17 protein-coding genes are annotated in these 20,561 nt (G+C 68.6%); 2 read left to right on the forward strand and 15 right to left on the reverse strand.

Annotation, left to right across the window (positions count from 1 at the left end; translation table 11 throughout):
• Nucleotides 1–2 precede the first annotated feature (2 nt).
• The 12 genes from CJ014_RS05560 to CJ014_RS05615 all read right to left on the reverse strand — a co-directional run bounded on the left by CJ014_RS05560 (nt 3) and on the right by CJ014_RS05615 (nt 13,739).
• Nucleotides 3–1,112, reverse strand: a complete 1,110-nt coding sequence (locus CJ014_RS05560) for an S-methyl thiohydantoin desulfurase family protein (RefSeq protein ID WP_100079541.1) — start codon at nt 1,110–1,112, stop codon at nt 3–5.
• Complete coding sequence (locus tag CJ014_RS05565; RefSeq protein ID WP_100079542.1) at nt 1,102–2,649, reverse strand: hydantoinase/oxoprolinase N-terminal domain-containing protein; 1,548 nt, start codon at nt 2,647–2,649, stop codon at nt 1,102–1,104. The genes CJ014_RS05560 and CJ014_RS05565 overlap by 11 nt, the downstream gene beginning before the upstream one ends.
• A gap of 3 nt (nt 2,650–2,652) precedes the next feature.
• On the reverse strand, nt 2,653–3,558 hold the full coding sequence (locus CJ014_RS05570; RefSeq protein ID WP_100079543.1) for an ATP-binding cassette domain-containing protein: 906 nt from the start codon (nt 3,556–3,558) through the stop codon (nt 2,653–2,655).
• A complete protein-coding gene (locus CJ014_RS05575) occupies nt 3,555–4,400 on the reverse strand; it encodes an ABC transporter ATP-binding protein (protein ID WP_100079544.1) in 846 nt (281 codons plus the stop codon). Before CJ014_RS05575 ends, CJ014_RS05570 begins: the two co-directional genes overlap by 4 nt.
• Entirely contained in the window at nt 4,397–5,284 is an 888-nt protein-coding gene (locus CJ014_RS05580) for an ABC transporter permease (protein WP_100079545.1), read from the reverse strand. The genes CJ014_RS05575 and CJ014_RS05580 overlap by 4 nt, the downstream gene beginning before the upstream one ends.
• Nucleotides 5,281–6,306, reverse strand: a complete 1,026-nt coding sequence (locus tag CJ014_RS05585; protein WP_100079546.1) for an ABC transporter permease — start codon at nt 6,304–6,306, stop codon at nt 5,281–5,283. The genes CJ014_RS05580 and CJ014_RS05585 overlap by 4 nt, the downstream gene beginning before the upstream one ends.
• Before the next feature lie 143 nt (nt 6,307–6,449).
• Nucleotides 6,450–8,015, reverse strand: coding sequence for an ABC transporter substrate-binding protein (locus tag CJ014_RS05590; RefSeq protein WP_100079547.1), 1,566 nt, complete (start codon nt 8,013–8,015; stop codon nt 6,450–6,452).
• Between the two features lie 196 nt (nt 8,016–8,211).
• On the reverse strand, nt 8,212–10,569 hold the full coding sequence (locus tag CJ014_RS05595; RefSeq protein WP_100079548.1) for a helix-turn-helix transcriptional regulator: 2,358 nt from the start codon (nt 10,567–10,569) through the stop codon (nt 8,212–8,214).
• A gap of 132 nt (nt 10,570–10,701) precedes the next feature.
• On the reverse strand, nt 10,702–11,364 hold the full coding sequence (locus CJ014_RS05600; protein WP_207765677.1) for a protein-S-isoprenylcysteine O-methyltransferase: 663 nt from the start codon (nt 11,362–11,364) through the stop codon (nt 10,702–10,704).
• A 17-nt stretch (nt 11,365–11,381) separates the two neighbouring features.
• Nucleotides 11,382–12,668: an FAD-dependent oxidoreductase gene (locus CJ014_RS05605; protein ID WP_100079549.1), complete on the reverse strand. Its 1,287-nt coding sequence runs from the start codon at nt 12,666–12,668 to the stop codon at nt 11,382–11,384.
• A gap of 123 nt (nt 12,669–12,791) precedes the next feature.
• Nucleotides 12,792–13,130: a ferredoxin FdxA gene (gene fdxA / locus CJ014_RS05610; RefSeq protein WP_100079840.1), complete on the reverse strand. Its 339-nt coding sequence runs from the start codon at nt 13,128–13,130 to the stop codon at nt 12,792–12,794.
• 132 nt (nt 13,131–13,262) lie between these two features.
• Nucleotides 13,263–13,739 carry an RrF2 family transcriptional regulator gene (locus CJ014_RS05615; RefSeq protein ID WP_100079550.1) on the reverse strand — a complete coding sequence of 159 codons (477 nt, stop codon included), beginning with the start codon at nt 13,737–13,739 and terminating at the stop codon, nt 13,263–13,265.
• Between the two features lie 154 nt (nt 13,740–13,893).
• On the opposite strand from CJ014_RS05615, the gene CJ014_RS05620 reads away from it, so the two are divergent.
• Complete coding sequence (locus CJ014_RS05620) at nt 13,894–14,589, forward strand: NnrU family protein (RefSeq protein ID WP_100079551.1); 696 nt, start codon at nt 13,894–13,896, stop codon at nt 14,587–14,589.
• Nucleotides 14,590–14,594: 5 nt separating this feature from the next.
• Complete coding sequence (locus CJ014_RS05625) at nt 14,595–15,767, forward strand: NnrS family protein (protein ID WP_100079841.1); 1,173 nt, start codon at nt 14,595–14,597, stop codon at nt 15,765–15,767.
• A gap of 54 nt (nt 15,768–15,821) precedes the next feature.
• Here the strand turns inward: CJ014_RS05625 and CJ014_RS05630 are convergent, their stop codons facing one another.
• Genes CJ014_RS05630 through CJ014_RS05640 form a run of 3 tightly spaced genes read right to left on the reverse strand, consistent with a single transcriptional unit; the run spans nt 15,822 to nt 20,271 of the window.
• Nucleotides 15,822–16,550 carry a TetR/AcrR family transcriptional regulator gene (locus CJ014_RS05630; protein WP_133121812.1) on the reverse strand — a complete coding sequence of 243 codons (729 nt, stop codon included), beginning with the start codon at nt 16,548–16,550 and terminating at the stop codon, nt 15,822–15,824.
• Between the two features lie 20 nt (nt 16,551–16,570).
• Complete coding sequence (locus CJ014_RS05635; protein ID WP_100079553.1) at nt 16,571–18,370, reverse strand: ABC transporter ATP-binding protein; 1,800 nt, start codon at nt 18,368–18,370, stop codon at nt 16,571–16,573.
• Nucleotides 18,367–20,271, reverse strand: coding sequence for an ABC transporter ATP-binding protein (locus CJ014_RS05640; protein ID WP_245427127.1), 1,905 nt, complete (start codon nt 20,269–20,271; stop codon nt 18,367–18,369). Before CJ014_RS05640 ends, CJ014_RS05635 begins: the two co-directional genes overlap by 4 nt.
• Nucleotides 20,272–20,561: the final 290 nt, after the last annotated feature.

Here is a 20,561-nt window from a genome sequence, read left to right on the forward strand (position 1 = left end):
TGTCATCCTTGGGCGGGTGCCGGCGGGGCGGCAATGGGCACGAAGGCGAGCTCGGGGTAGCCGAAGGCCTTGGGGCCGACGACGGCGAGCGCCTTCTCCGTCTTCATGAGCGGGTGGACCGGCAGGCCGAGCACGGCGACGCGCTGGCCGTAGCGCAGCACCTCGGTGGTGATCGGCTCGCCGGTGTCGAGGTCGAGGTTGACGATCAGGTCGGGCACCATCACCTTCGGCTCGCCGTCGACCCACAGCACCAGATTCTCGTTCTGGATGGCGATGCGCGCCTCCGAGCCGGCGAAGTCGTCGATTCCGGACAGGATGGCGTGGCCGCGGGCGAAACCGCCGGTCAGCTCGCGCCGGACGTCGGTGATCTTGCCGGTGAAGTAGAGGCCGCCGCCGGTCACCTTCAGCACCGCCTCGACGACGTTGCGCCGGTCCCGGCGGGCGTCGAGCACGGTATGGCCGATCCTCAGCGCTTCGCTGACCGTGCCGGGAACGGCCGTCCGGCGGACGAACTCCATGGTCATCGGCGCCGAGGCGAGCCCGGCGGTCGCCCCCATGGCGACGGCGGCGTCGCGGGCGAAGCGCTCCAGCCAGAACATGTCGACCACCTTACGGAAGACGACGACGTTGCCCTTCTCGTCGGCGATGGCGCCCGGCGCCGTCGGCGCGCCGTAGATGAAGAAGGTGGTCATCTGCACTTCCGGGAAGGCGCGTCCCATGCCGTCGCCGTCGATCACCGGCAGCCCGGCATAGGCGGCGGCGATGATCGGCTCGAGGCTGTTGGAGCCGCCGATCTCCGCCGAGATGAGGGCCGACATCCTGACGCCGGCCGCCTCCTCGACGGCCCGCACGGCATGATAGCACTCGTGGCCTTCCTCGAATTTCTCGATCCCGACGACCGGCGCGCCGATGCCGCCGACCTCGCCGACGAAGGCGTCGTCCGGCAAGCTGTCGAGACCGATGACCCGGATTTCGTGTCCGGACCGGATCAGCTCGCGCGTCCGCAGCATGCCGATGTAGGGATTGCCGCCGCCGCCGGTGCCGAGCAGCGCCGCGCCGAGCGACAGTGGGTGCAGGTCGCTCTCCTTCAGAAGATAGCCCTTAGACGACATGCAGCTCTCCGACGGCCTTGACGCGGACGCGGGTGGCGTTGCCGGGCAGGTAGGCGAGCGGCACGTCCTCGACGTCGACGATCTCGATGCTGTCGCGGGCGGCGCCGGCGCTGACCGCCGCCTCGACCGCCTGCGCCTTGGCGTCGGCGAGGGCGGCGTCGCGGCCGATCTCGGCCAGCGCATAGACGCGGTCGACCTCGCCCGACACCTGGGCGATGGCGGCGCCCACGGCGTTGGCCACGGCGAAGTGGTCGGGCTTGATCAGCTCGAGGCCGGCGATCGGCTTGTCGACCAGGATCGAGCCGCCGCCGACGACGATCACCGGCAACGGGTCGGGCGACAGGCGCGAGCGCTCGACGCAATCCTCGAGCATGGCGGCGATGCGCGCCTCGGTGGCGGCGATCAGCTCCGGGGAAAGATGGGCGACCTTCGCGCGGTCGCCGAGATCGTACTTGCCGGCGGCCACCACCACGTCCGAGGTGGTGAGTGTGTTGCCGCCGAAGATCAGCGCCTCGGTGATGATGCGATAGCCGACCGAGGTCGGCCCCACCTTCACCCCCTTGTCGGTCTCGATGACGTGCGAGCCGCCGCCGAGGCCGATGGAGAACACGTCGGGCATGCGGAAGTTGGTGCGGACGCCGCCGACCTCGACGGCCACCGTCGCCTGGCGGGGAAAGCCCTTTTGCAGCGATCCGACGTCGGAGGTGGTGCCGCCGATGTCGACGACGATGGCGTCCTTGACGCCGGACAGGAAGGCGGCGCCGCGCATCGAGTTGGTCGGTCCCGAGGCGAAGGTCAGCACCGGGAACTTCTCGGCGAAGGCGGCCTCCATCAGCGTGCCGTCGTTCTGCGTCAGGAAGAACTTGCCCCTGATGCCGGCCGAGGCGATGGCGCCCCGGAAGGCCTCGATCACCTCGCGCGACAGGTCGCGCAGGCAGGCGTTCATGATGGCGGCGTTCTCGCGTTCCAGGAGGCCGATGCGGCCGATCTCCGACGACAGCGTGATGTGGGCGCCGGGGATCGCCTTCTCGAAGATGGCGGCCGCCTGCTTCTCGCATTCGTCGCTGACCGGCGAGAACACCGAGGTGATGGCGATGGTGTTGACGCCCTCGGCCTTGATGTCGTCGGCGATGGCGTTGAGCTCGGCCTCGTCGAGCGGCGAGATCTTGCGGCCGTCGAACTCGTTGCCGCCGTGGGCGAGGTAGCTGAGGTTGCCGATGGCGTCGCGGAGATCCTCCGGCCAGTCGACCATCGGCGGCAGCGAGGCGGTCGCCGGCAGGCCGAGGCGGACGGCGGCGGTCCTGGCGAGGTCGCGCCGCTGCACCACGGCGTTGGTGAAGTGGGTGGTGCCGATCATCACCACGTCGATGTCGGCGGCCGCCTTGCCGGACGCCTTCAGCACGTCGGCGAGTGCGTTGACGACGCCGGTCATGACGTCGGCCGTCGTCGCCGCCTTGACGCCGGCGAGCACGCGCGCGCCATCCATCACGACGGCGTCCGTATTGGTGCCGCCGACGTCGATGCCAATTCTGATCATCTGTCAGGTCCTCTTGGGAACTTCGGTTGCTCTTTGGCTCTCCCGGAGGGCGAGCAGTTTTTCCGCCGTCGGAATCTCTCCGTCGATCAAGGGAATTGTCGGCCTCAACGCCTCCTCCTCGGCCGAGATCACCGGCACCGAGGCGATCAGGAGGCGCGTGTAGTCGTGTTCGGGCTGTTCGAAGACCCTGGCCGTCGGTCCGCTCTCGACGATGCGGCCACGGTAGAGCACGCCGACCTCGTCGGCGAAATTGCGCATCAGGCTGAGGTCGTGCGAGATGAAGAGATAGGTGAGGTCGAGCTGCCGGCCGAGGCTGGTGAGCAGCTCGATCACCCTGGCCTGCACCGACACGTCGAGCGCCGACGTCGGCTCGTCGAGCACGACCAGTTGCGGCGCCACGGCGAGCGCCCGGGCGATGGCGACGCGCTGCTTCTGGCCGCCGGAAAGCTCGTGCGGGTAGCGGTCGGCGAAGCTCGCCGGCAGTTGCACCATGTCGAGAAGCTCGGAGATGCGCCGCCGCCGGTCGGCGCGCGGATGGCCGTGCGCTTCGAGCGGCACGGCGATCGACTGGCCGATGGTACGGCGCGGGTTGAGCGACGAACCGGGGTTCTGGAACACCATCTGCACCTGGCGCGAATGGGCGCGGGTACCGAGCGTGCCGGTGATGTTCGCGCCGGAGAGCAGGACGTCGCCGCCCGTCGGCTGGAACAGTCCCATGATCATGCGGGCGATGGTCGATTTTCCCGAGCCGCTCTCGCCGGCAAGCCCGTAGACCCCGCCGCGCCGGATGGAGAAGGACACGTGATCGACGGCCGTCATCTCGCCGGCCCGGCCACCGAAGGCGCCGGCGATCGGGAAGGTCTTGACGAGGTCGACGACCTCGAGAAGCGGGCTCTGCCTGGCATTCATGGTGCCGCCTCCGTCCGTTCGGCCGGCCGGGCGCCGGTGAGGCGCGGCACCGCGTCGATCAGCGCCCGCGTGTAGGCGACCTTCGGCGCGGCGAACAATTCGGCGGTCGGCGCCTCCTCGACCACCACGCCCTTGTGCATGACGTAGACGTAGTCGGAGGTTTCGCGCACCACGCCGAGATTGTGGGTGATCATCAGGAGTGCCAGGCCCCGCTCCTCGACCAGGTCCTTGAGCAGCTTGAGGATCTGCGCCTGGGTGGTGACGTCGAGCGCCGTGCCCGGCTCGTCGGCGATCAGCAGGCGCGGCTCCGACAGCAGCGCCATGGCGATCAGCACCCGCTGGCGCATGCCGCCCGACAGCATGATCGGATAGGAGCGCGCCACCCGCTCCGGCTCGCGCATCCTGACCTGCGCCAGCACTTCGAGAACGCGCTGCATGCGCTCGCGGCGCGACCGCGACCGCCCGAGCCGCCGGTCGGCGTATTTCAGGATCGTCGACATCTGGTCGGCGATGGTGAACACCGGGTTGAGCGAGCTCATCGGGTCCTGGAACACCATGGACATGTCGGTGCCCGTCAGTTTCAGGCGCTCGCGCCGGGGCATGGTCAGGAGGTCGCGGCCGTCGTAGAGGATGGCGCCGGAGCTGATCGAGGCCGGCGGCATGTGCAGAAGGCCCATGATCGACTTCATGGTCACCGTCTTGCCGGAACCGCTTTCGCCGACCAGCGCCACGTGGCTTCGGGCGGGAACGTCGAGACTGACCCCGTGCAGCACCGGCTGGGTGCGGCCGTATGTGGTGAACTCGACCGAAAGGTCGCGGACGGAGAGCAGGGCGTCGCTCATCGCACGTTCTCCACGTCGTAGAGGTCGCGCAGGCCGTCGCCGAGCAGGTTGAAGCCGAGGGCGACGAACAGGATGGCACAGCCCGGCAGCACCGATTCCCACCAGTAGTCGGGCAGGAAGGCCGAACCGGAGGCCACCATGGTGCCGAGGTCGGGCGTCGGCGGCTGGATGCCGAGGCCGAGGAAGGACAGCGACGCGCCGACCAGGATGACGAAGCCGCAGTCGAGCGACGTCTTCACCGCGATGGCCGACACGCAGTTGGGCAGGATCTCGCGAAAGAGGATGTGGAACTTGCTGGCGCCCAGCGTTTCCGCCGCCTCGACGAATTCCCGCGTCCTGAGCTGGCGGGTGATCGAGTAGATGAGGCGGGTGTGCCAGGTCCACCAAAGCGCGGCGATGGCCAGCATGGAGTTGACGAGGTCGGGCGACAGCACCGCCGCCACCGCCAGCGCCATGACCAGCGGCGGGATGGCGAGGGCGATGTCGGTGAGGCGCATGATGACGATCTCGACCCAGCCGCCGAAGTAGCCGGCCGTCAGGCCGAGGACGGTGCCGATCGGGATGGCGGTGCCCAGCACGACGACGGCGAGAAGCAGCGAGACGCGGAAGCCGAAGATCACGCGGGTGAAGATGTCGCGGCCGACGTTGTCGGTGCCGAACCAGTAGTCCGCCGACGGCGGCAGGTGACGGGCGCGGAAATTGACGACGGCGCCGACGTGATCGGGGTAGGGCGTGATCCACGGCGCAAGGAGGGCGGCGAGGACGCAGGCGACGACGATGACGAGGCCGATCATCGCCGTCGGGTTGCGCGAGAAGCGATACCAGCTCTGATAGGCGCTGGACAGGCGCGGCGCGTCTTCGGGGAGGGCGAGTTCGTCGCTCATTGCCGGCTCCCCCGGATGCGCACGCGCGGATCGACGAGGCCGACCAGGAGATCGATGACGAGGTTGACCAGCACGAAGAACACGCCGGAGACCATCACCACGCCCATGACGGCGTTGAGATCCTTCTGGAGGATGGTGCGGATGCCGTAGGCGGCCATGCCGGGCCAGGCGAACACCAGCTCGACGACGAAGGCGTTGCCGATCAGCGAGGCGAATTCGAGGCCGAGAATGGTGAGCGGCGGCACGAAGCTCGGGCGCAGCATGTACTTGCAGACGCGGACCCACTCGGGCACGCCGAAGGCGCGGCTCGCCTCGATGTAGTCCTGGCTCGACACGTCGATCATCGAGGAGCGGGTGATGCGCGCCATCTGGCCCATGGTGGCGGCGGCCAGCGAGATGGCCGGCAGCAGCAGATAGCGCAAGCCCTCGAGAAAGGCGTCGGGACGGCCGGCGATAATCGAGTCCACCAGCACGAGGCCGGTATACCCGGGGGCGAAGTCGAAGTTGGGCGGCAGGCGGCCGGTGGTCGGCAGGATATGCAGCACGTAGCCGGCGAGGATCTGGAGAAGCAGCGCCAGGAAGAAGCTCGGCGTCACCGCCGAGAAGATGGCGACGAGCCGCACCGCGTTGTCCGGCCAGCGATCCTTCCAGTAGGCGGCGACGACGCCGAGCGGCACGCCGCACACCACGGCGATGAAGATGGTGGCCAATACCAGTTCCAGCGTGGCGGCGAAGGTGTCCCGGATGTCGTCGTTGACCGGCCGCTCCGTGAGCAGCGACCTGCCCAGGTCGCCATGCGCCAGGCCGACGACGAACAAGCCGTATTGCTCGACGATCGGCCGGTCGAGGCCGAGCTTCTTCTGGAGGTCGGCGACCTGTTCCTGCGTCGCCGTCGGCCCGAGCGCCATGCGGGCCGGATCGCCGGGAACGGCGCGGGCGATGATGAAGATCACCATCGATAGCCCGACCAGGACCAGCAGCGACCACAGGACGCGCCGCAGGAGGAAGCGGAGGAATTCCAAGGAGCGGTCTCCGGAGCCTGGGGAAGGGGACCGGCGCGCCATTCGGCTTGCGCGCCGGTCCGACGTCACGAGAGCAGGGGGCACTCTCGTGAATTCATGAAATGGAGCTCAAGGGTATCGGCCCGGTCATGTTGCCCGAACGGCTACTGGCAGGTCCAGCTGTACTTGGTGAAGTCGTAATCGAACGACTGCATCGGCACCGCCTTGAAGCCGTCGAGACACTTGTCCATGGCGTGCTGGACGGTCTGGGTCTGCAGGAAGACGTCGGCCTGCAGGTCGACCAGCCTGTGCTGGAGCGTCTTGTAGAGAGCCGCCTGCTCCGCCTTGTCGGTGGTGGCGCGGGCGTCGTCGATCAGCTTGTCCACCTCCGGATCCTGCAGCCACTCCATCGACGACCAGGTGCCGGCGGCCTTGGAATGATACTGGGTGAAGAACATCGAGTCCGGCGACGGATAGGTCGGCGAGAAGAAGATCTGGTTGACCGCCGGGCTGGTCTCGACCTTGCTGGCGAGCTCGGTGATGCGGTTCCAGGGGTCGGCCTGCTGCGTCACGACGAAGCCGATCTGTTCGAGGTTGGCCTGCATGAGCAGGCTGATCTCTTCCTCGAACTTGGTGCCGGCGACATAGCCGAGGACGATCGGGATCTTCTGCCCGGTATATTTGGACTTGGCGATCTCGGCCTTGGCCGCCTCGATATCGTAGACCGGGGCCGGCAGGTCCGACGCGTAGAAGTCGGCGAAGTTCTTCGGCAGCGGGCCGTTGAGCTCGCCGCCCGGCACGATCACCTCGCGGATGGTGGCATAGTCGGTGGCGAGCGCGATGGCCTTGCGGATGTGGATGTCGTCGGTCGGCGCCACCTTGCTGTTGAGCTTGAGGTAGAAGGCCGTCGGCGTGTCCTCGGCGACGATCTTGAAGCGTCCCATCGCCTCGAGCGCCTTGTAGGTCTCCGGCGACTGGTACTGCGAGGACATGGTCAGCTCGCCCGAGGCGGCCAGCGAGCGCACGGTGGCCTCGTCGTTGGTGATGATCCAGCGCACCTCGTCGATCGGGCCGGGGCCGAAGCCCTTGTAGTAGTCGGGGTTGCGGTCGATGGTCATCTGCGAGCCGCGGTCCCAGCTCGTCAGCGTGTAGGCGCCGGCCCCGGCGACATGGGTGGCGAGGTAGCTCTGGCCGTCGTCGTCGCCGAGGTTCGCCTCGACCACCTTGGAATTCAGCACCATGATCGCCGGCACCGTCGACAGGAACGGCGCGAAGGTCTTCGACAGCGTGAACTTCACCGTATGGTCGTCGACGGCGGTCACCGAGCCGGGCTTCAGCACGTCGGCGAACAGGTTGGCCGGCCCCTGGTTGATCCTGAGCAGGCGCTCGACGGAATAGACGACGTCGGCGGCGGTGACGGGCGTGCCGTCGGAGAACCGGGCGTCGGCGCGCAGCTTGAAGACGACTTCCCGGGTATCGTCGGAAACCGTCCAGCTCTCGGCGAGCTCGGGCACGAGATTGCCGGCGGGATCGACGTTGACGAGGCCGTCGTAAAGGTTCACCGCCGCCATGTAGTCGGTGTAGTCGGAGATCTTGGCCGGATCGATGGTGCCGAAGATCTGCACGGTGTTCATGGTGACGACGGTCTTGGCCTCGGCCGTGGCGGCGGCCATGCCCGAAGCCGTGACCGCCGCGAAGACAGTGAAGAGGAAGCGTGACTTGCGGTTCATGGACTGGGACCCCTCTTTCTGATTTGAAGCCGCCGCTGTTTTCCGGCCGGGCAACCATGGCCCGGCCTCGATCGCGGTCGTTTCGGACGATTTCCGTCCCGTGAGCTCGAGGCCGATGTTGCGAAAGCCGCGAATGCTTCTCAAGCGCCCAAGCGGATAGGTTTTGCGCAAAAAGGTATAGGTCCGGGGCTGCGGCTCAGCCGACGAGGCCGAGCGCCCGGGCGGCGGCGATCGCTTCCTTGCGTCGGCGGCAGCCGAGCTTGCGGTAGACGTTGCCGAGGTGGAACTTCACCGTCGCCTCGGAGATCTGCAGCATCTTGGCGACGAACTTGTTGGAGGCGCCCTCGGTGACCATCATCAGCACCTTGGTCTCCTGGCGCGAAAGACCGTTGCGGGAACCGAGGCCCGAGTTGCCGAGACCGAAGTCGCGCAGGCGGCGCAGCACCTGGCGCGCCTCGCTCAAGGCCGACAGGAAATCGGCGATGCGGCGGTTGGCGAGGAGGTCGGCCAGGAACACCTGCTCCTCGGACAGCGACCCGATGCAGCCGTTGCGCGCCACCGTCTCGAAGGTCGCCTGCAACTGGGCGCGCGCCCGGGTGAGGTCGCGCTGGCGCTTGAGGACGTAGGCGTTCCAGATCTGCACGCCGATCCGCTGGCGCGCCGTCAGGGCGAGGTTGGCCTCGATGGCGGCGAGGCAGTCGACGAGGTCGGGCCGCGTCGGCGTCTCGAACACCATGTGCCGCAGCCAGCAGAGGGCGACGGCGATTTCGTCGCGGTGGCCGAGGCGGGCGAGCTGCCGGGCGTTGGAGGCGACCGCCTGGGTCACCGGCGTCGGCAACTGGGCGAGGCGGTCGGCGGCCTCGCGCCACCGGTTGCCGTTCTGCATCACCGTCACTTCCCGGCTGTCGATCATCATCTGGAACTGCCGGTTCTGCACCTGGTAGACGCGCCAGCGGTCGAGGAAGGACCGGGCGGCGATGGCCGAATAGCGCCGCGACAGCGCCTGACTGCCGTATTGCAGCGCGAACTCGATGAGCGTCGGCCAGATCTCGCCGTGCGAGAACAGCTCGAGATCCCGGTTGAGGAACAGGATCAGCGCTTCGTCGCTGCCTTCCTCGTAACCGACGCAACCCTTCAGAAGCTTGAGGAGAAGCTGGTCGTGCGGGCTGTCGAAGCCGAGGCTGGCGATGTCGCGCTCGGCCTCGGCCGCCCATTCGCCGGCGGATGCCGCGTCGCCGGCCATCAGCCGCATGATGGCGAGGTGGAGGGAGATGTAGAAGGCGAGCAGGCTGGCGCCGGCGGCGCGATAATGGCGCAACGCCCGCTCGGCGACGTCGTCGGCTTCGGCGAACCGGCGCGAGCGGAGGTAGAATTCGAGGATTGCGTTGTGGATGCTGCCCCTCAGCAGATGCGCCTCGATCGGCAGATCGGCCAGGATGGCGAAGGCGAGGCGCAGCAGCTCGTCGGTGAGCGGGATATCCTCGTAGATCAGCATGACCAGGCGGAAGCTGCGGAACGCCACCGTGTACTGCCCGCGATCGGCCAGCACGCGGCCCGGATCGAGCGTCGCACTGCCGAAGCGGTCGGCCAGCAGGCGACGGGCAAGGGACACCTCGCCGTGCTTCAGGGCTTGCAGCGCCCGGCAGAGCGCCACGGTGTCGCTTTGCAGGCTCGCCTCCTCGGGAAAACCGGCGAGAACGGCGTCGAAGGCGATGGCGCCGTGGAAATAGAGGAAATACCAGCCGTGTTCGGTCTCCAGCAGGCGTTCGGCCGCCTCGAACTCACCGGATCGCTGCATGTTCAGGATGGTTTCGGTGGTAAATCCCAATTCGGCGCTCGCCGCCGCCATGGCCGGCCGGAGCCCGGGGTCGGCGATGCGCCGGCCCTGCTCGGCGACAAGCGCGTCGGCGAGCGGCTCGGCGATGTCGCGGCCGCCGATCTCCCAGGCGCCCGACGCGTCGAGGCGGGCGAGCGGCAGCGGCGGCGCGCCGCCGGTCACCCTGCGGCCGGCGAGCATCATGGCGAGGCGGACGAGCGTTTCGGCCGGCAGGTCCGCCAGAATTTCCTCGGCGATGAAGCGCGATAAGACGACCGGATCGATCGACCGCCGGCCGCCGGTATCGATCAGAAGCGGCCAGCCGCCGGTCGCCAGGGCGATCTCCGCCCCCGGCCTTTCGCCGAAGGCCGCGACGAGTTCCCGAGCCTCGTAGAGCAGGGCCTCCTCGGGCAGCTTGTAGGCCGCACCGAAGGCGGCGAGCCGGTCGAGACCGGACAGGCGGGTGGCCGGACGCTTGGCGAGCACCAGCCTGCCGCCGGCGGCGAGATCGGGCAGGCGGGCGGCCGGAGCGTCCGCGGGCACGTCCCACAGGCGAAGGTCGCCGGCTATCCCGGGCGGCTGGCCGTCCCGCCGCACCGGCAGCCCCCGGGCGGCGGCGAAATCGGCGAGCAGGCGCGACTTGCCCATGCCGGCCAGGGCCTCGATCAGGACGACCGGCTCGCCGCGCGCCTCGACGAGCCGGAGCAGACGCCTTTTCCTGATCTCTCCGATATCCACGTCGCGGCCCTCGTCCTGTTCAGGCCGCAGGAAAGATCATATGGGCAGGGAGAACAAGAGGATCGTTGCCGGCCGCCGAACCGTGCCCCTCGGTGTCCGGCAGGCCTCGCCATGCCAGGAGGCTTTGTCGCCTCAGCCGCGCAACGGAGGAAACAGCCGGCCTGTCGTGGCGCAGTAGGCGTCGTAGGCGGCCCCGAATGTCCTGCGCATCATCGCCTCCTCGTTCGGGACGCGGATGAACCACATGGCGGCGAAGGCCGGGATCACCGGCAGGCCGGCGATCCAGTTCTGGACGAGCAGCGGCTGCGCCAGCGCCGAGAACCAGATCGCCGCGTACATCGGGTGGCGGATGCGGGCATAGATGCCCCGCGTCACCAGCTCATGGCTCTCGCGCACTTCGAGGCCCGGGCTCCAGTTGCGGCCGAGATCGGCATGGCTGCGCCAGAACAGCCACAGATAGGGGATCTGCAGCAGCGCGCCGATCCATGCCGCCCATGCCGGCAACCGATAGTTCGCGGCGTCGAACAGGCCTGTGGCGAGCTGCAGCAGCGGCAGGACCATCATCGTCGCGAACATGCCGGCGAGCAGGAGCATGTCTGTCGGCCCCTTGCTGGCCTCGACAATCCGGTTGTGGCGGTTGCGCAGGGAATACGGCGTGCGGATGGCCACGGTGGCGAGGAAGGCCGCGAGCCAGACCAGCGCGCCGGCACCGTTCTCGCGCCAGCGCCCAAGGGCAAGCGCCAGCAGGACCAGGGCCAGAACCATGGTGGCGATCGCCGGTAGGCTGGTCGTCATGGGGCGTCCGGACGGGGTCATGGTCTGGCCTCCATCGCCTCGTGGGCGGCTCCTTGCGATCGCGGCCCCGCCATCGCTCGGTCCCGGACATGCTCGGGCCGGAAGCCGATGCCGACGAGGCGGCCGGCGAGATGGGCCAGCACCGGCCAGCGCGCGATGAAACGCATGAAGGAGGGCGGACCATTGCGCGTCGCATCCTCCTTCTCCCGCTTGCGCCGGTCGCGTTGCATCATCAGTTGCAGCTTCTGCGTCGCCCTGGTCGGGAAGGAGCGCCGCGCCTCGACGGCGGCGAGATGGCGGTCCGTCAGCCCATTTTCGCGGAGCGGCGCGGCGAGGATATTGGCGGCCGCCACGGCGTCCTGGATCGCGAGGTTGACGCCGAAGCCGCCGATCGGCGACATCGCATGGGCGGCATCGCCGATGCAGATCAGCCCGGGCCGCCACCAGCGCTTCAGCCGGTCGATGCGCACGCTGAGCCGGTGCACGTCGTCCCAGGACCGGATTTCCTCCACCCGGTCGGCCGGCAGAGGCGAGGCGGCGGCGACGGCCGCCCGAAAGGCCTCGATGCCCCGCGCCTTCACGTCGTCAAAGCTTCCTTTGCGCACCACGTAGCCGCATTGCCAGTAGCTGCCGCGATCCACCATGACGAAGCCCTGGCGCGGCCCGCCATGCCCCATGGTGTAGGGCGGATCATCGGGCCGGTGCGTGAGCTGCATCCACAGCACGTCGCGAGGGGCGCCGAACCGCTCGATGTCGAGCCCGGCCTTCTCGCGCACGATCGAATTGCGGCCGTCCGCGCCGACCACGAGCGCGGATCTGATCGTCAGGTCGCCGTCGGGCGTCGCGGCACGAACGCCGGTGGTCCGGCCATCGTCGTCGATCAGCCCGGCGACCTTGGCCTGCATGATGAGGCGGAACTTCGGCAAGCGCCCGGCCTCGCGCGCGAGATAGTCGAGGAACTCCCATTGCGGCATGAAGGCGATGAAGCGGCATCGCGTCCGCAGGCGCGAGAAATCGGCGATGGTGATGTCCCTGCCGCCGATCTCGGCATGGAGCCGCGGCGCTTCGGTGTGCGGCAGCTTCAGGAGCTCGTCGAGCAGGCCCAGCTCGTGCATCACCTCGAGGGTCGAGGGATGGATGGTGTCGCCGCGGAAGTCGCGGAGGAAATCGCCGTGCTTCTCGATGACGGTGACGTCGACGCCGGTGCGCGCCAGGAGCAGGCCCAGCATGAGGCCGGCGGGACCGGCGCCGACGACGGCGCAATCGGTCTCGATGGTCGTTGCCGTCCTTTCGCCGTCGGTCATGAGACCGCCTCCCTCAATCCAGGCGCCGGTGCGCTTGCACCAAAATACTATTCTATTCCCGATGGCCGCCCCGATAAAGGCGACGGATCATTTGCCGGATGGACTTGCGCGAGCGGTCCCGGCTCAGTCGCCGTCACCCGGCTTCGGACTGAAGTCCGGGAGCTTGTTGGCAACGCCGTTCAGCGCGTCCGCTTCCGGCAGCGGCTCCTTTTTCCGGGTAATGTTCGGCCACTTCTCCGCGTATTCCTGATTCAGCCGAAGCCATTGCGGCGCGGCCGCCAGATCGGTGTCCGGGAAGATCGCCTCGGCCGGACACTCGGGAACGCAGACGCCGCAATCGATGCATTCGTCCGGGTGAATGACCAGCATGTTCTCGCCCTCGTAGAAGCAGTCTACGGGGCAGACCTCCACACAATCGGTGAACTTGCACTTGATGCAATTGTCTGTGACGACGTGGGTCATGCCCATCCTCATTCCAGCGGCCATAAAAGATATATATCAAATGAATCTTTTAGCGCAACCGATACCTCGCGGGCCAGCGAAGGGCGCAATCGCGCTTGTCCCCGCACGCCGCCGAGGCCATGCGCGGCCCGGTTAACGGCTTGTCCAGGCGGCCGCGAAATCCGGGCCGCGCATGTCGTCGACGGCTGGGGGCGGCACCTTGAAATCGCATTCCCTGAGCATGAGGTCGGCGAGGGTGTAGCGGTCGAGCGTGGCAACGAACGAGCCCAGGGCCTCGTTGAGGACGTTGGGTAGGCGGCAGCAACCGGTAATGACGCACCGATTGCCGGTGGCAAAGCATTCGACCAGGGCGAAATCCGGCTCGGTCGCCCGCACCACCGCGCCGAGGTTTATATTTTCAGGAGCCTTGGCCAGCGTGAACCCGCCCGATCTCCCGCGAACGCCCTTGAGATATCCCGTCTTGGTCAGGATATTGACCACCTTCATCAGGTGGGCGCGGGAGATGCCGTAAACCCTCGAGGTCTCCTCGATGGTGATCAGCCGATCGCCGGCCGATCCGGCATACATCAGCACGCGCAATGCATAATCGGAGAATGTCGTCAGCCGCATGCCATCTACCCGGTCGACGACGCGGCATTCCCGCGCCCGTTCGGAACCGCTTCGTCCCGGTCGTTCGCGGAAACCAGGGAAGCCTTCCGCGCCGTATATGATATACAGTAAATGAATCTTATTTTGGCGTCCACCCACCCCAGACGTTCCGACCATGGCCGAGTTTCTCCTTGCCCTCCTTCTCTTCCTGACGTCGCACGTCGTGCCGCCGGCGCCGCCGGTCCGTCACAGGCTGATCGCGCTCCTCGGCCGTCGCGGATACCTTCTGGGATACTCCGTTCTTTCGCTCGTGCTGCTCGGCTGGATCATCGTCGCGGCGCGAGACGCGCCTTACGTCGGCCTCTGGACCTTCGCGCCATGGCAGCCCGTCATTCCCGTCGTCGCCATGCCGCTGGCGTTCTGGTTCGTCGTCGTGGGACTTGCCGAACCCAATCCGCTGTCGATTTCGCTTCGCCGCAGCGATCCGGCGGCTCCGCTCGCGCCGATCGTCGCGACGACGCGGCATCCGGTGCTCTGGGGCTTCCTGATCTGGGCCGCGTCCCATCTTCCGGCCAACGGCGACCTGGTGTCCCTCATTCTGTTCGGTGGCATGGCCGTGTTGGCATTGGCGGCCATGCCCGTTCTCGACCGGCGGGCCCGCGTCCATCTCGGAGAACAGCGCTGGCAGGCCCTTGCGCGCGGCACCTCCGTCCTTCCCTTTCTCGCCGTCGTCTCGCGACAGGTCCGGATCCGGTTCTCCCGCCGATTTGTGCTCTATACGGCCGTCGCTCTCGCCGCCTATGTCTGGTTTCTCCTTCAGGGTCATCGGCTGCTCATCGGACCCGACCCGCTGAGTCTGCTCTCGTGGTGACGCCCATGCCGGCTTCCCGGTCGCGCTTCGTGCTGTTCGGCAACGGCTTCCGCCCGTTCTTTCTGGGCGGCGCGATCTGGGCGGCGGTCGCCATGCTGCTGTGGATCGCATTGCTGACCGGGCAGGTGAGCTTTGCGTCGCGTTACGGCGCCGTCGCCTGGCACGCGCACGAGTTCCTCTTCGGCTACGGTTCCGCCATCGTCGTGGGCTTCCTGCTGACGACGATTCCCAACTGGACCGGCCGGCTGCCGGTTCGCGGCAGGCCATTGGGCGCTCTCTTCGCGGTCTGGGTGGCCGGGCGAATGGCCATCCTGTTCATCGACGTCGTCGGATTTGTCGCGGCGGCCGCCGTCGACAGCCTGTTCCTTGTCGGCTTCTCCGCCATCGTCTGGCGCGAAATCATGGCCGGCAAGAATTGGCGCAATCTCAAGATGGCGCTGATCCTCACCGTCCTGACGCTCGCCAACATCGCCTTTCACGCCGAGGTCTACCTATATGGCCAGCCGCTATACGCGATCCGCGCCACCACCTCGCTCCTGGCGATCCTGATCATGCTGATCGGCGGACGGATCGTTCCGAGCTTCACCCGCAATTGGCTCGCCAAGCGCCAAGGCCGGCCTCTCCCGACGCCCTTCAACGCGTTCGACCGCTACGCGCTCGGCTGCGCCGGAGCGAGCCTCGGGATTTGGGTCGTTTTTCCGGATCGCGTCCTCACGGCGGCGGCGCTCGTCCTGAGCGCCCTGCTGCAGGGCATCCGGCTCGCCCGATGGGCGGGGCTCCGCACCTGGCGCGAGCCGCTCGTTCTCGTCCTGCACGTCGGATATGCCTTCATACCCTTCGGCTTTTTCCTGGTCGGCATCTCGAACATATGGCCGGAGGCCATGCCGCCCGCCACGGCGCTTCATGCCTGGACGGCCGGCGCCGTCGGGGTCATGACGCTCGCCGTGATGACCCGTACGAGCCGGGGGCACTCCGGCCGCCCCCTCGCGTCTTCCCCGACGACGACCTTCATCTATCTGCTGGCAATTCTTTCGGTGATCTTGCGGCTGGCGACCGCCGTCCTCGCCGACTGGACGACTACGCTGCTCGAACTGGCGGCCGCCGCCTGGGTGGCCGCGTTTCTCGCCTTCGCGGCGCTCTATGGGCCGATGCTCTTGTGGACCCGGACGAAGACCTGAGCCGATATCGACCTCAGATACCGGGATGGACTTGCTCCGGCCGGTCGAACGAGCTTAACCGGATTTCCGGGCCAGCAGTCCGGCGGCGCCGTCGAGCAGCAGGTCGAGCTTGCGGCGCCACCAGTGGCGGGGCTCGCCGGCGATCACCCCGGCCATCGCGGCGGCGACCGAATTCCCCGTGCCCTCGGCGGCGAACTCGGCCTCCCAGGACCGCCGCATGGCTTCGGCCACCGTCGTTCCATTGGCCGAGGCGCCGGCGAGGCGGCGCCAGCCGACGGCGGAATCGTTGGTCATGTCCATGATGCTGTCGACGACCAGCATGGCGTCGGAGCCGGAGAAGCCGGCGCCGGCCAGTTCGTCGCACATGGCGGCGAAGGCATGGACGACGGAGGGCGGCGTCGCCTCCAGCGCCCGGATCGTCTCGGCGACGCCGGGGTAACGCTCGTAGAGGTCCCAGACGGTTTCCGAGACGCGGACGAGATAGGCGCGCCAGTCCTCCGCCACGCCGCGCTGCCAGCCGATGCCGTCGAGCGCCCGGTCGACGGCGGCGCTCATCAGGTCGTCGCGGCCCTTGACGTGCCGGTAGAGCGTGGAATGGTCGACGCCGAGCGCCCGGCCGATCGTCATCAGCGTCGCCCGGTCGGGGCCGAGGCGGAGGGCGGCCTCGGCGATCGCCTCGCGGGTGACGCGGGGCGGCCGGCCGGCGGAACGGCGGCCTGCGGGATCGGCGACCGGCATGAGCTCCTCTTCGGCGGTTATCGGCGGATACATCGGTTCGGGCATTCGGTCAACGCCGCCAAGGGTCACCTGATCCGCCAGCCGGCCGCGCGGCTGCGGCCGTCCCAGAGCCGGCGATAGAGGCCGTTGTCGGCGAGCAGGTCCGTATGGCCGCCGCGCTCGACGATGCGGCCGCCATCCAGCACCAGGATCTGGTCGGCGGCGCGGATGGTCGACAGCCGGTGGGCGACGACGACCAGCGTCTTGTCGGCGACGAGGCTGGCCAGCGCCTTCTGGATGGCCAGCTCGTTGCTGGGGTCGATGGCCGCCGTCGCCTCGTCCAGCAGCACGATCGGCGCGTCCTTCAGGATGGCGCGGGCGATGGAGACGCGCTGGCGCTCGCCGCCCGACAGCGTGGCGCCGCCCTCGCCGACGCGCGTGTCGTAGCCGTCCGGCAGCGCCGCGATGAAGTCGTGCGCCTGGGCGGCGTGGGCCGCCGCCTCGACATCGGCGCGCGAGGCGCCGGCCCGGCCGAAGGCGATGTTGTCGAAGAGGGTGCCGGCGAACAGATAGACGTCCTGGAATACCACGGTGATCAGGGACGCCAGCCTTTCCTCGGAGAGATCGCGGACATCGACGCCGCCGATGCGGACGGCGCCGGCGCCGACGTCCCAGAAGCGGGCGATCAGGCTGAGCATGGTGCTCTTGCCGGAGCCCGACGGACCGACGATCGCCGTCATGGTCCGCTCCGGCGCCGCGAAGTCGACGCCCGACAGCATCGGTTGGCCGGCCCGGTAGGCGAAGTCGACGGCTTCGAAACGGAGCGCGAAGCCGCGCGGCTCGGCCGGGACGGCCGGCGTCGGCAGCGGCTTTGCCGTGAGGATGCGGTCCATGCGGGTGAGCGAGGCGTCGGCCATGCGGACGAGCTCCATGACCTGGGCGAGGCCGAGGAGCGGCGCATAGGCGGCAAAGACCAGCACCAGCGCCGCCACGCAGGTGGCGGTGTCGATGCTGCCGGCCTGGTAACGCAGGCCGGTCACCAGCATGACGACCGGCACGCCGGCCATCAGCGTCGCGCCGAACAGCGCCATCGGCATCGAAAGGCGGGCCACCATCTGGATGGAGAGCGCCCGGAAGGCCTCGACGGCGGCCCGGAAGCTCTCCTCGCCCTTGGCCATGCGGTTGAAGGCGCGGACGGTGGCGATGCCCTGGACGAATTCGATCATGCGGGCGCCGGCCGCCGCCTGCAGGTCCTGGCGGACGATGCCGAGCCGGGCCAGCCGCCGGCTCGACCACATGAACACCGGCAGCGCCGCCGCCATCGGGGCGAGGAGGGCGAGCCCGACCGCCCAGTCGCGGACGAGGAAGAAGGCGACGGCGACGACCGGCAGGCCAAAGGCCTGGGCGATGCGGCCGAGCGCGTCGGAAAGGAAGCTCTCCAGCATCTGCATGTCGGAGGTCAGCGCCGTCACCGTGTCGCCGCGATGCCGCGACAGGTGGAAGCCCATCGGCAGGCGCCTGAGGTGGTCGAGGATCGACAGGCGGAGATCGCCGGCCAGCGCGAAGCTCGCCAGCCAACTGTCGCGGGCGGCGAGATAGCCGAACAGCACCTGGCCGGCGAGCGACGCGGCCATCAGCGCCGTCAGTTCGCCCGCCCAGCGGACGTCCATCGCCCGTCCTCCGGCAAGGCCGGTCAGCATCCAGACGACACCGCCGAAAGCGAGGCCGAGGCTGAGCGATTGCAGGAAGCGGAAGGCGACGCCACGCGCCACCCTGCCGCGCCGCGAACCGGCGAGGCGCCAGACGCGGCGCAGGCTGGCAAGATCGGAATGGATGTCGGCGCCGGCGGCTTCGCCGGCCGGAACCAGAGGATCGACGGCGGTCATCGGGGCAGCGCCTCCTCGCGCGGGACGGGGAACGGCGCGGCGGCGGGCTTGAGGCCGAGATCGCGCGCCTCGGTGTAATCGCGCCACAGGCGGGCATAGAGGCCGCCTCCCGCCACGAGGTCGTCATGGCGGCCGCGCTCGGCGACGCGGCCGCCGTCCAGCACCAGGATCTGGTCGGCCGCCATGACGGTGTGCAGGCGGTGGGCGACGACGATCAGCGTGCGGCCGGCGGTCAGCGCGCCGATCGCCTCCTGGATCGCCGCCTCGTTGTCCGGGTCGGCGAAGGCGGTGGCCTCGTCGAGCACGATCACCGGCGCGTCCTTCAGGATGGCGCGGGCGATGGCGATGCGCTGCCGCTCGCCGCCGGAAAGCTGCCGCCCCCGATCGCCGAGCCGGGTGGCATAGCCGTCGGGCAGCGCCGTGATGAAGTCGTGGGCGCGCGCCGCCCGCGCCGCCGCCTCCACCTCGGCATCGGAGGCCCTGGGGTCGCCGTAGCGGATGTTGGCGGCGATGGTGTCGGAGAACAGGAAGCTGTCCTGGAAGACGAAGGCCACCGTTTCCATCAACTGATCGAGGGCGATGTCGCGAAGATCGACGCCGCCGAGGGTGACGCGGCCGGCGCGCGGATCGCGGAAGCGGGCGACGAGGCCGGCCACCGTGCTCTTGCCGGCGCCCGACGGGCCGACCAGCGCGGTGACGGCTCCGGCACGGGCGGTGAAGCTGACATCGGAGAGCACGTCGACCGGACCGTAGCCGAAGGAGACGTTCTCGAAGACGACGTCGTGGCCGGCAAGCGCGACGCGCCGGCCGCTGTCGGGCTGCGGCGGCTCGGCGAGCGCCTCGGCCACCCGCGTCGAGCCCATGGAAATGTGGGCGAGCGTGTGGAACTGGTTGAACAGCTTCATCAAGGGCTGGCTGTAGTTGGCGCCGAGAATGACGAACAGCGCCAGCGTCGGCAGGTCGAGCGAGCCGGCCGCCATCAGGAAGGCGCCAACGGGCAGGATCACCACGATGCCGGCGGGCGCCAGGGCGAAGAACGTGCCGCCGAGCGGCAGATAATCGCGGGCCCAGGCGGTCTCCACCGCGGCATAGCCGTGCACGGCGCCGGCCGTTTCGGCGAAGCTGTCGCCGCTGCGGTTGAAGATCTTGACCACCGCCATGCCGGCCAGGAACTCGACGATGGAGGCGTTCATGCGCGCGCCGGCCCGCTGGTAGTCGGCCGCCCGGCGGCCGCCGCGGCGCATGCCGAGCACGAGGGCGGCAAAGGAGATCGGCGTCAGCGCCATGGTGGCGAGCGCCATCCGCCAGTCGACGGCGATCAACCAGGCGGAGACGGCGAGCCAGGTGGCGAGCGCGCTGACGCCCTCGGGAATGCCGTGGGCGAAGATCAATTCCATGCTCTCCGGCTCGTCGATGACCAGCTTCTTGGCGTCGCCGCTCTTGCGGCCCTCGAACCAGCCGAGCGGCAGGGTGCCGAGATGGCGGGCGAGCGCAAGGCGCAGCCGGCAAAGCACGTCGAAGGCCACGACGTGCGACAGGCCGACGGCGGCGCCCATCAGCGCGTAGCCGACGATCACGGCGGCGAGCGCGACGCCGGCGGCCTTGAGCAGCAGGGCCGCGTCGATGCCGTCGGCGAGCACTGCCGTCAATACGCGGCAAACGGCGACGATCGGCAGCAGTTCGCAGGCGACGGCGGCGGTGGCGATGACGACGGCGGCTGCGAGATGAAGCCGGGAGCCGGCGAGGAAGCGCGACAAGAGCTTGAGGCTGGCGAGATAGTCGGGGGCGTCGGCGCCGGGCTTCGGTCGGCGATCGGCCTCCCCGACGGCCGGGCCGTCCCTGGTGATGTCGGTCATGTCGGAGATCCATTTCGCAGCCGTCCGGTGGACGACTTTGGTCAAGGGCTAACGCTCCCGCCAATCAATAGCAACAATATGTTGCTAATTCCGTATTCATGCGTAGGGAGACGCTCCGGCGGCGTGTTGCCGCGAAGGGACTGACGTTGCGCCGGATTTTGCCGGCGGGACGAAAACCGGGAAACAAAACAACATGATCTCTTGGTCGATTTACGCAGGATTGCCGATTGACCTTCGCTGCCCGGTTGCATTGAGATTTCAGCCCTCAAGGCCCGGTGGCGGCAAGCCTTTCCCAGGCTGCCCGCCGGGGCTCCGCTCCAGGCCGGCAGTTCCGG

It is taken from the genome of Pleomorphomonas carboxyditropha, assembly GCF_002770725.1.
Classification (GTDB): Bacteria; Pseudomonadota; Alphaproteobacteria; order Rhizobiales; family Pleomorphomonadaceae; genus Pleomorphomonas; species Pleomorphomonas carboxyditropha.

Coding starts and splice junctions, on each gene's coding strand:
- CJ014_RS05560 (WP_100079541.1), bottom strand. CDS start 1,112: ATGTCGTCTAAGGGCTATCTTCTGAAGGAGAGCGACCTGCACCCACTG.
- CJ014_RS05565 (WP_100079542.1), bottom strand. CDS start 2,649: ATGATCAGAATTGGCATCGACGTCGGCGGCACCAATACGGACGCCGTC.
- CJ014_RS05570 (WP_100079543.1), bottom strand. CDS start 3,558: ATGAATGCCAGGCAGAGCCCGCTTCTCGAGGTCGTCGACCTCGTCAAG.
- CJ014_RS05575 (WP_100079544.1), bottom strand. CDS start 4,400: ATGAGCGACGCCCTGCTCTCCGTCCGCGACCTTTCGGTCGAGTTCACC.
- CJ014_RS05580 (WP_100079545.1), bottom strand. CDS start 5,284: ATGAGCGACGAACTCGCCCTCCCCGAAGACGCGCCGCGCCTGTCCAGC.
- CJ014_RS05590 (WP_100079547.1), bottom strand. CDS start 8,015: ATGAACCGCAAGTCACGCTTCCTCTTCACTGTCTTCGCGGCGGTCACG.
- CJ014_RS05600 (WP_207765677.1), bottom strand. CDS start 11,364: ATGACGACCAGCCTACCGGCGATCGCCACCATGGTTCTGGCCCTGGTC.
- CJ014_RS05605 (WP_100079549.1), bottom strand. CDS start 12,668: ATGACCGACGGCGAAAGGACGGCAACGACCATCGAGACCGATTGCGCC.
- fdxA (WP_100079840.1), bottom strand. CDS start 13,130: ATGACCCACGTCGTCACAGACAATTGCATCAAGTGCAAGTTCACCGAT.
- CJ014_RS05615 (WP_100079550.1), bottom strand. CDS start 13,739: ATGCGGCTGACGACATTCTCCGATTATGCATTGCGCGTGCTGATGTAT.
- CJ014_RS05620 (WP_100079551.1), top strand. CDS start 13,894: ATGGCCGAGTTTCTCCTTGCCCTCCTTCTCTTCCTGACGTCGCACGTC.
- CJ014_RS05625 (WP_100079841.1), top strand. CDS start 14,595: ATGCCGGCTTCCCGGTCGCGCTTCGTGCTGTTCGGCAACGGCTTCCGC.
- CJ014_RS05630 (WP_133121812.1), bottom strand. CDS start 16,550: ATGCCCGAACCGATGTATCCGCCGATAACCGCCGAAGAGGAGCTCATG.
- CJ014_RS05635 (WP_100079553.1), bottom strand. CDS start 18,370: ATGACCGCCGTCGATCCTCTGGTTCCGGCCGGCGAAGCCGCCGGCGCC.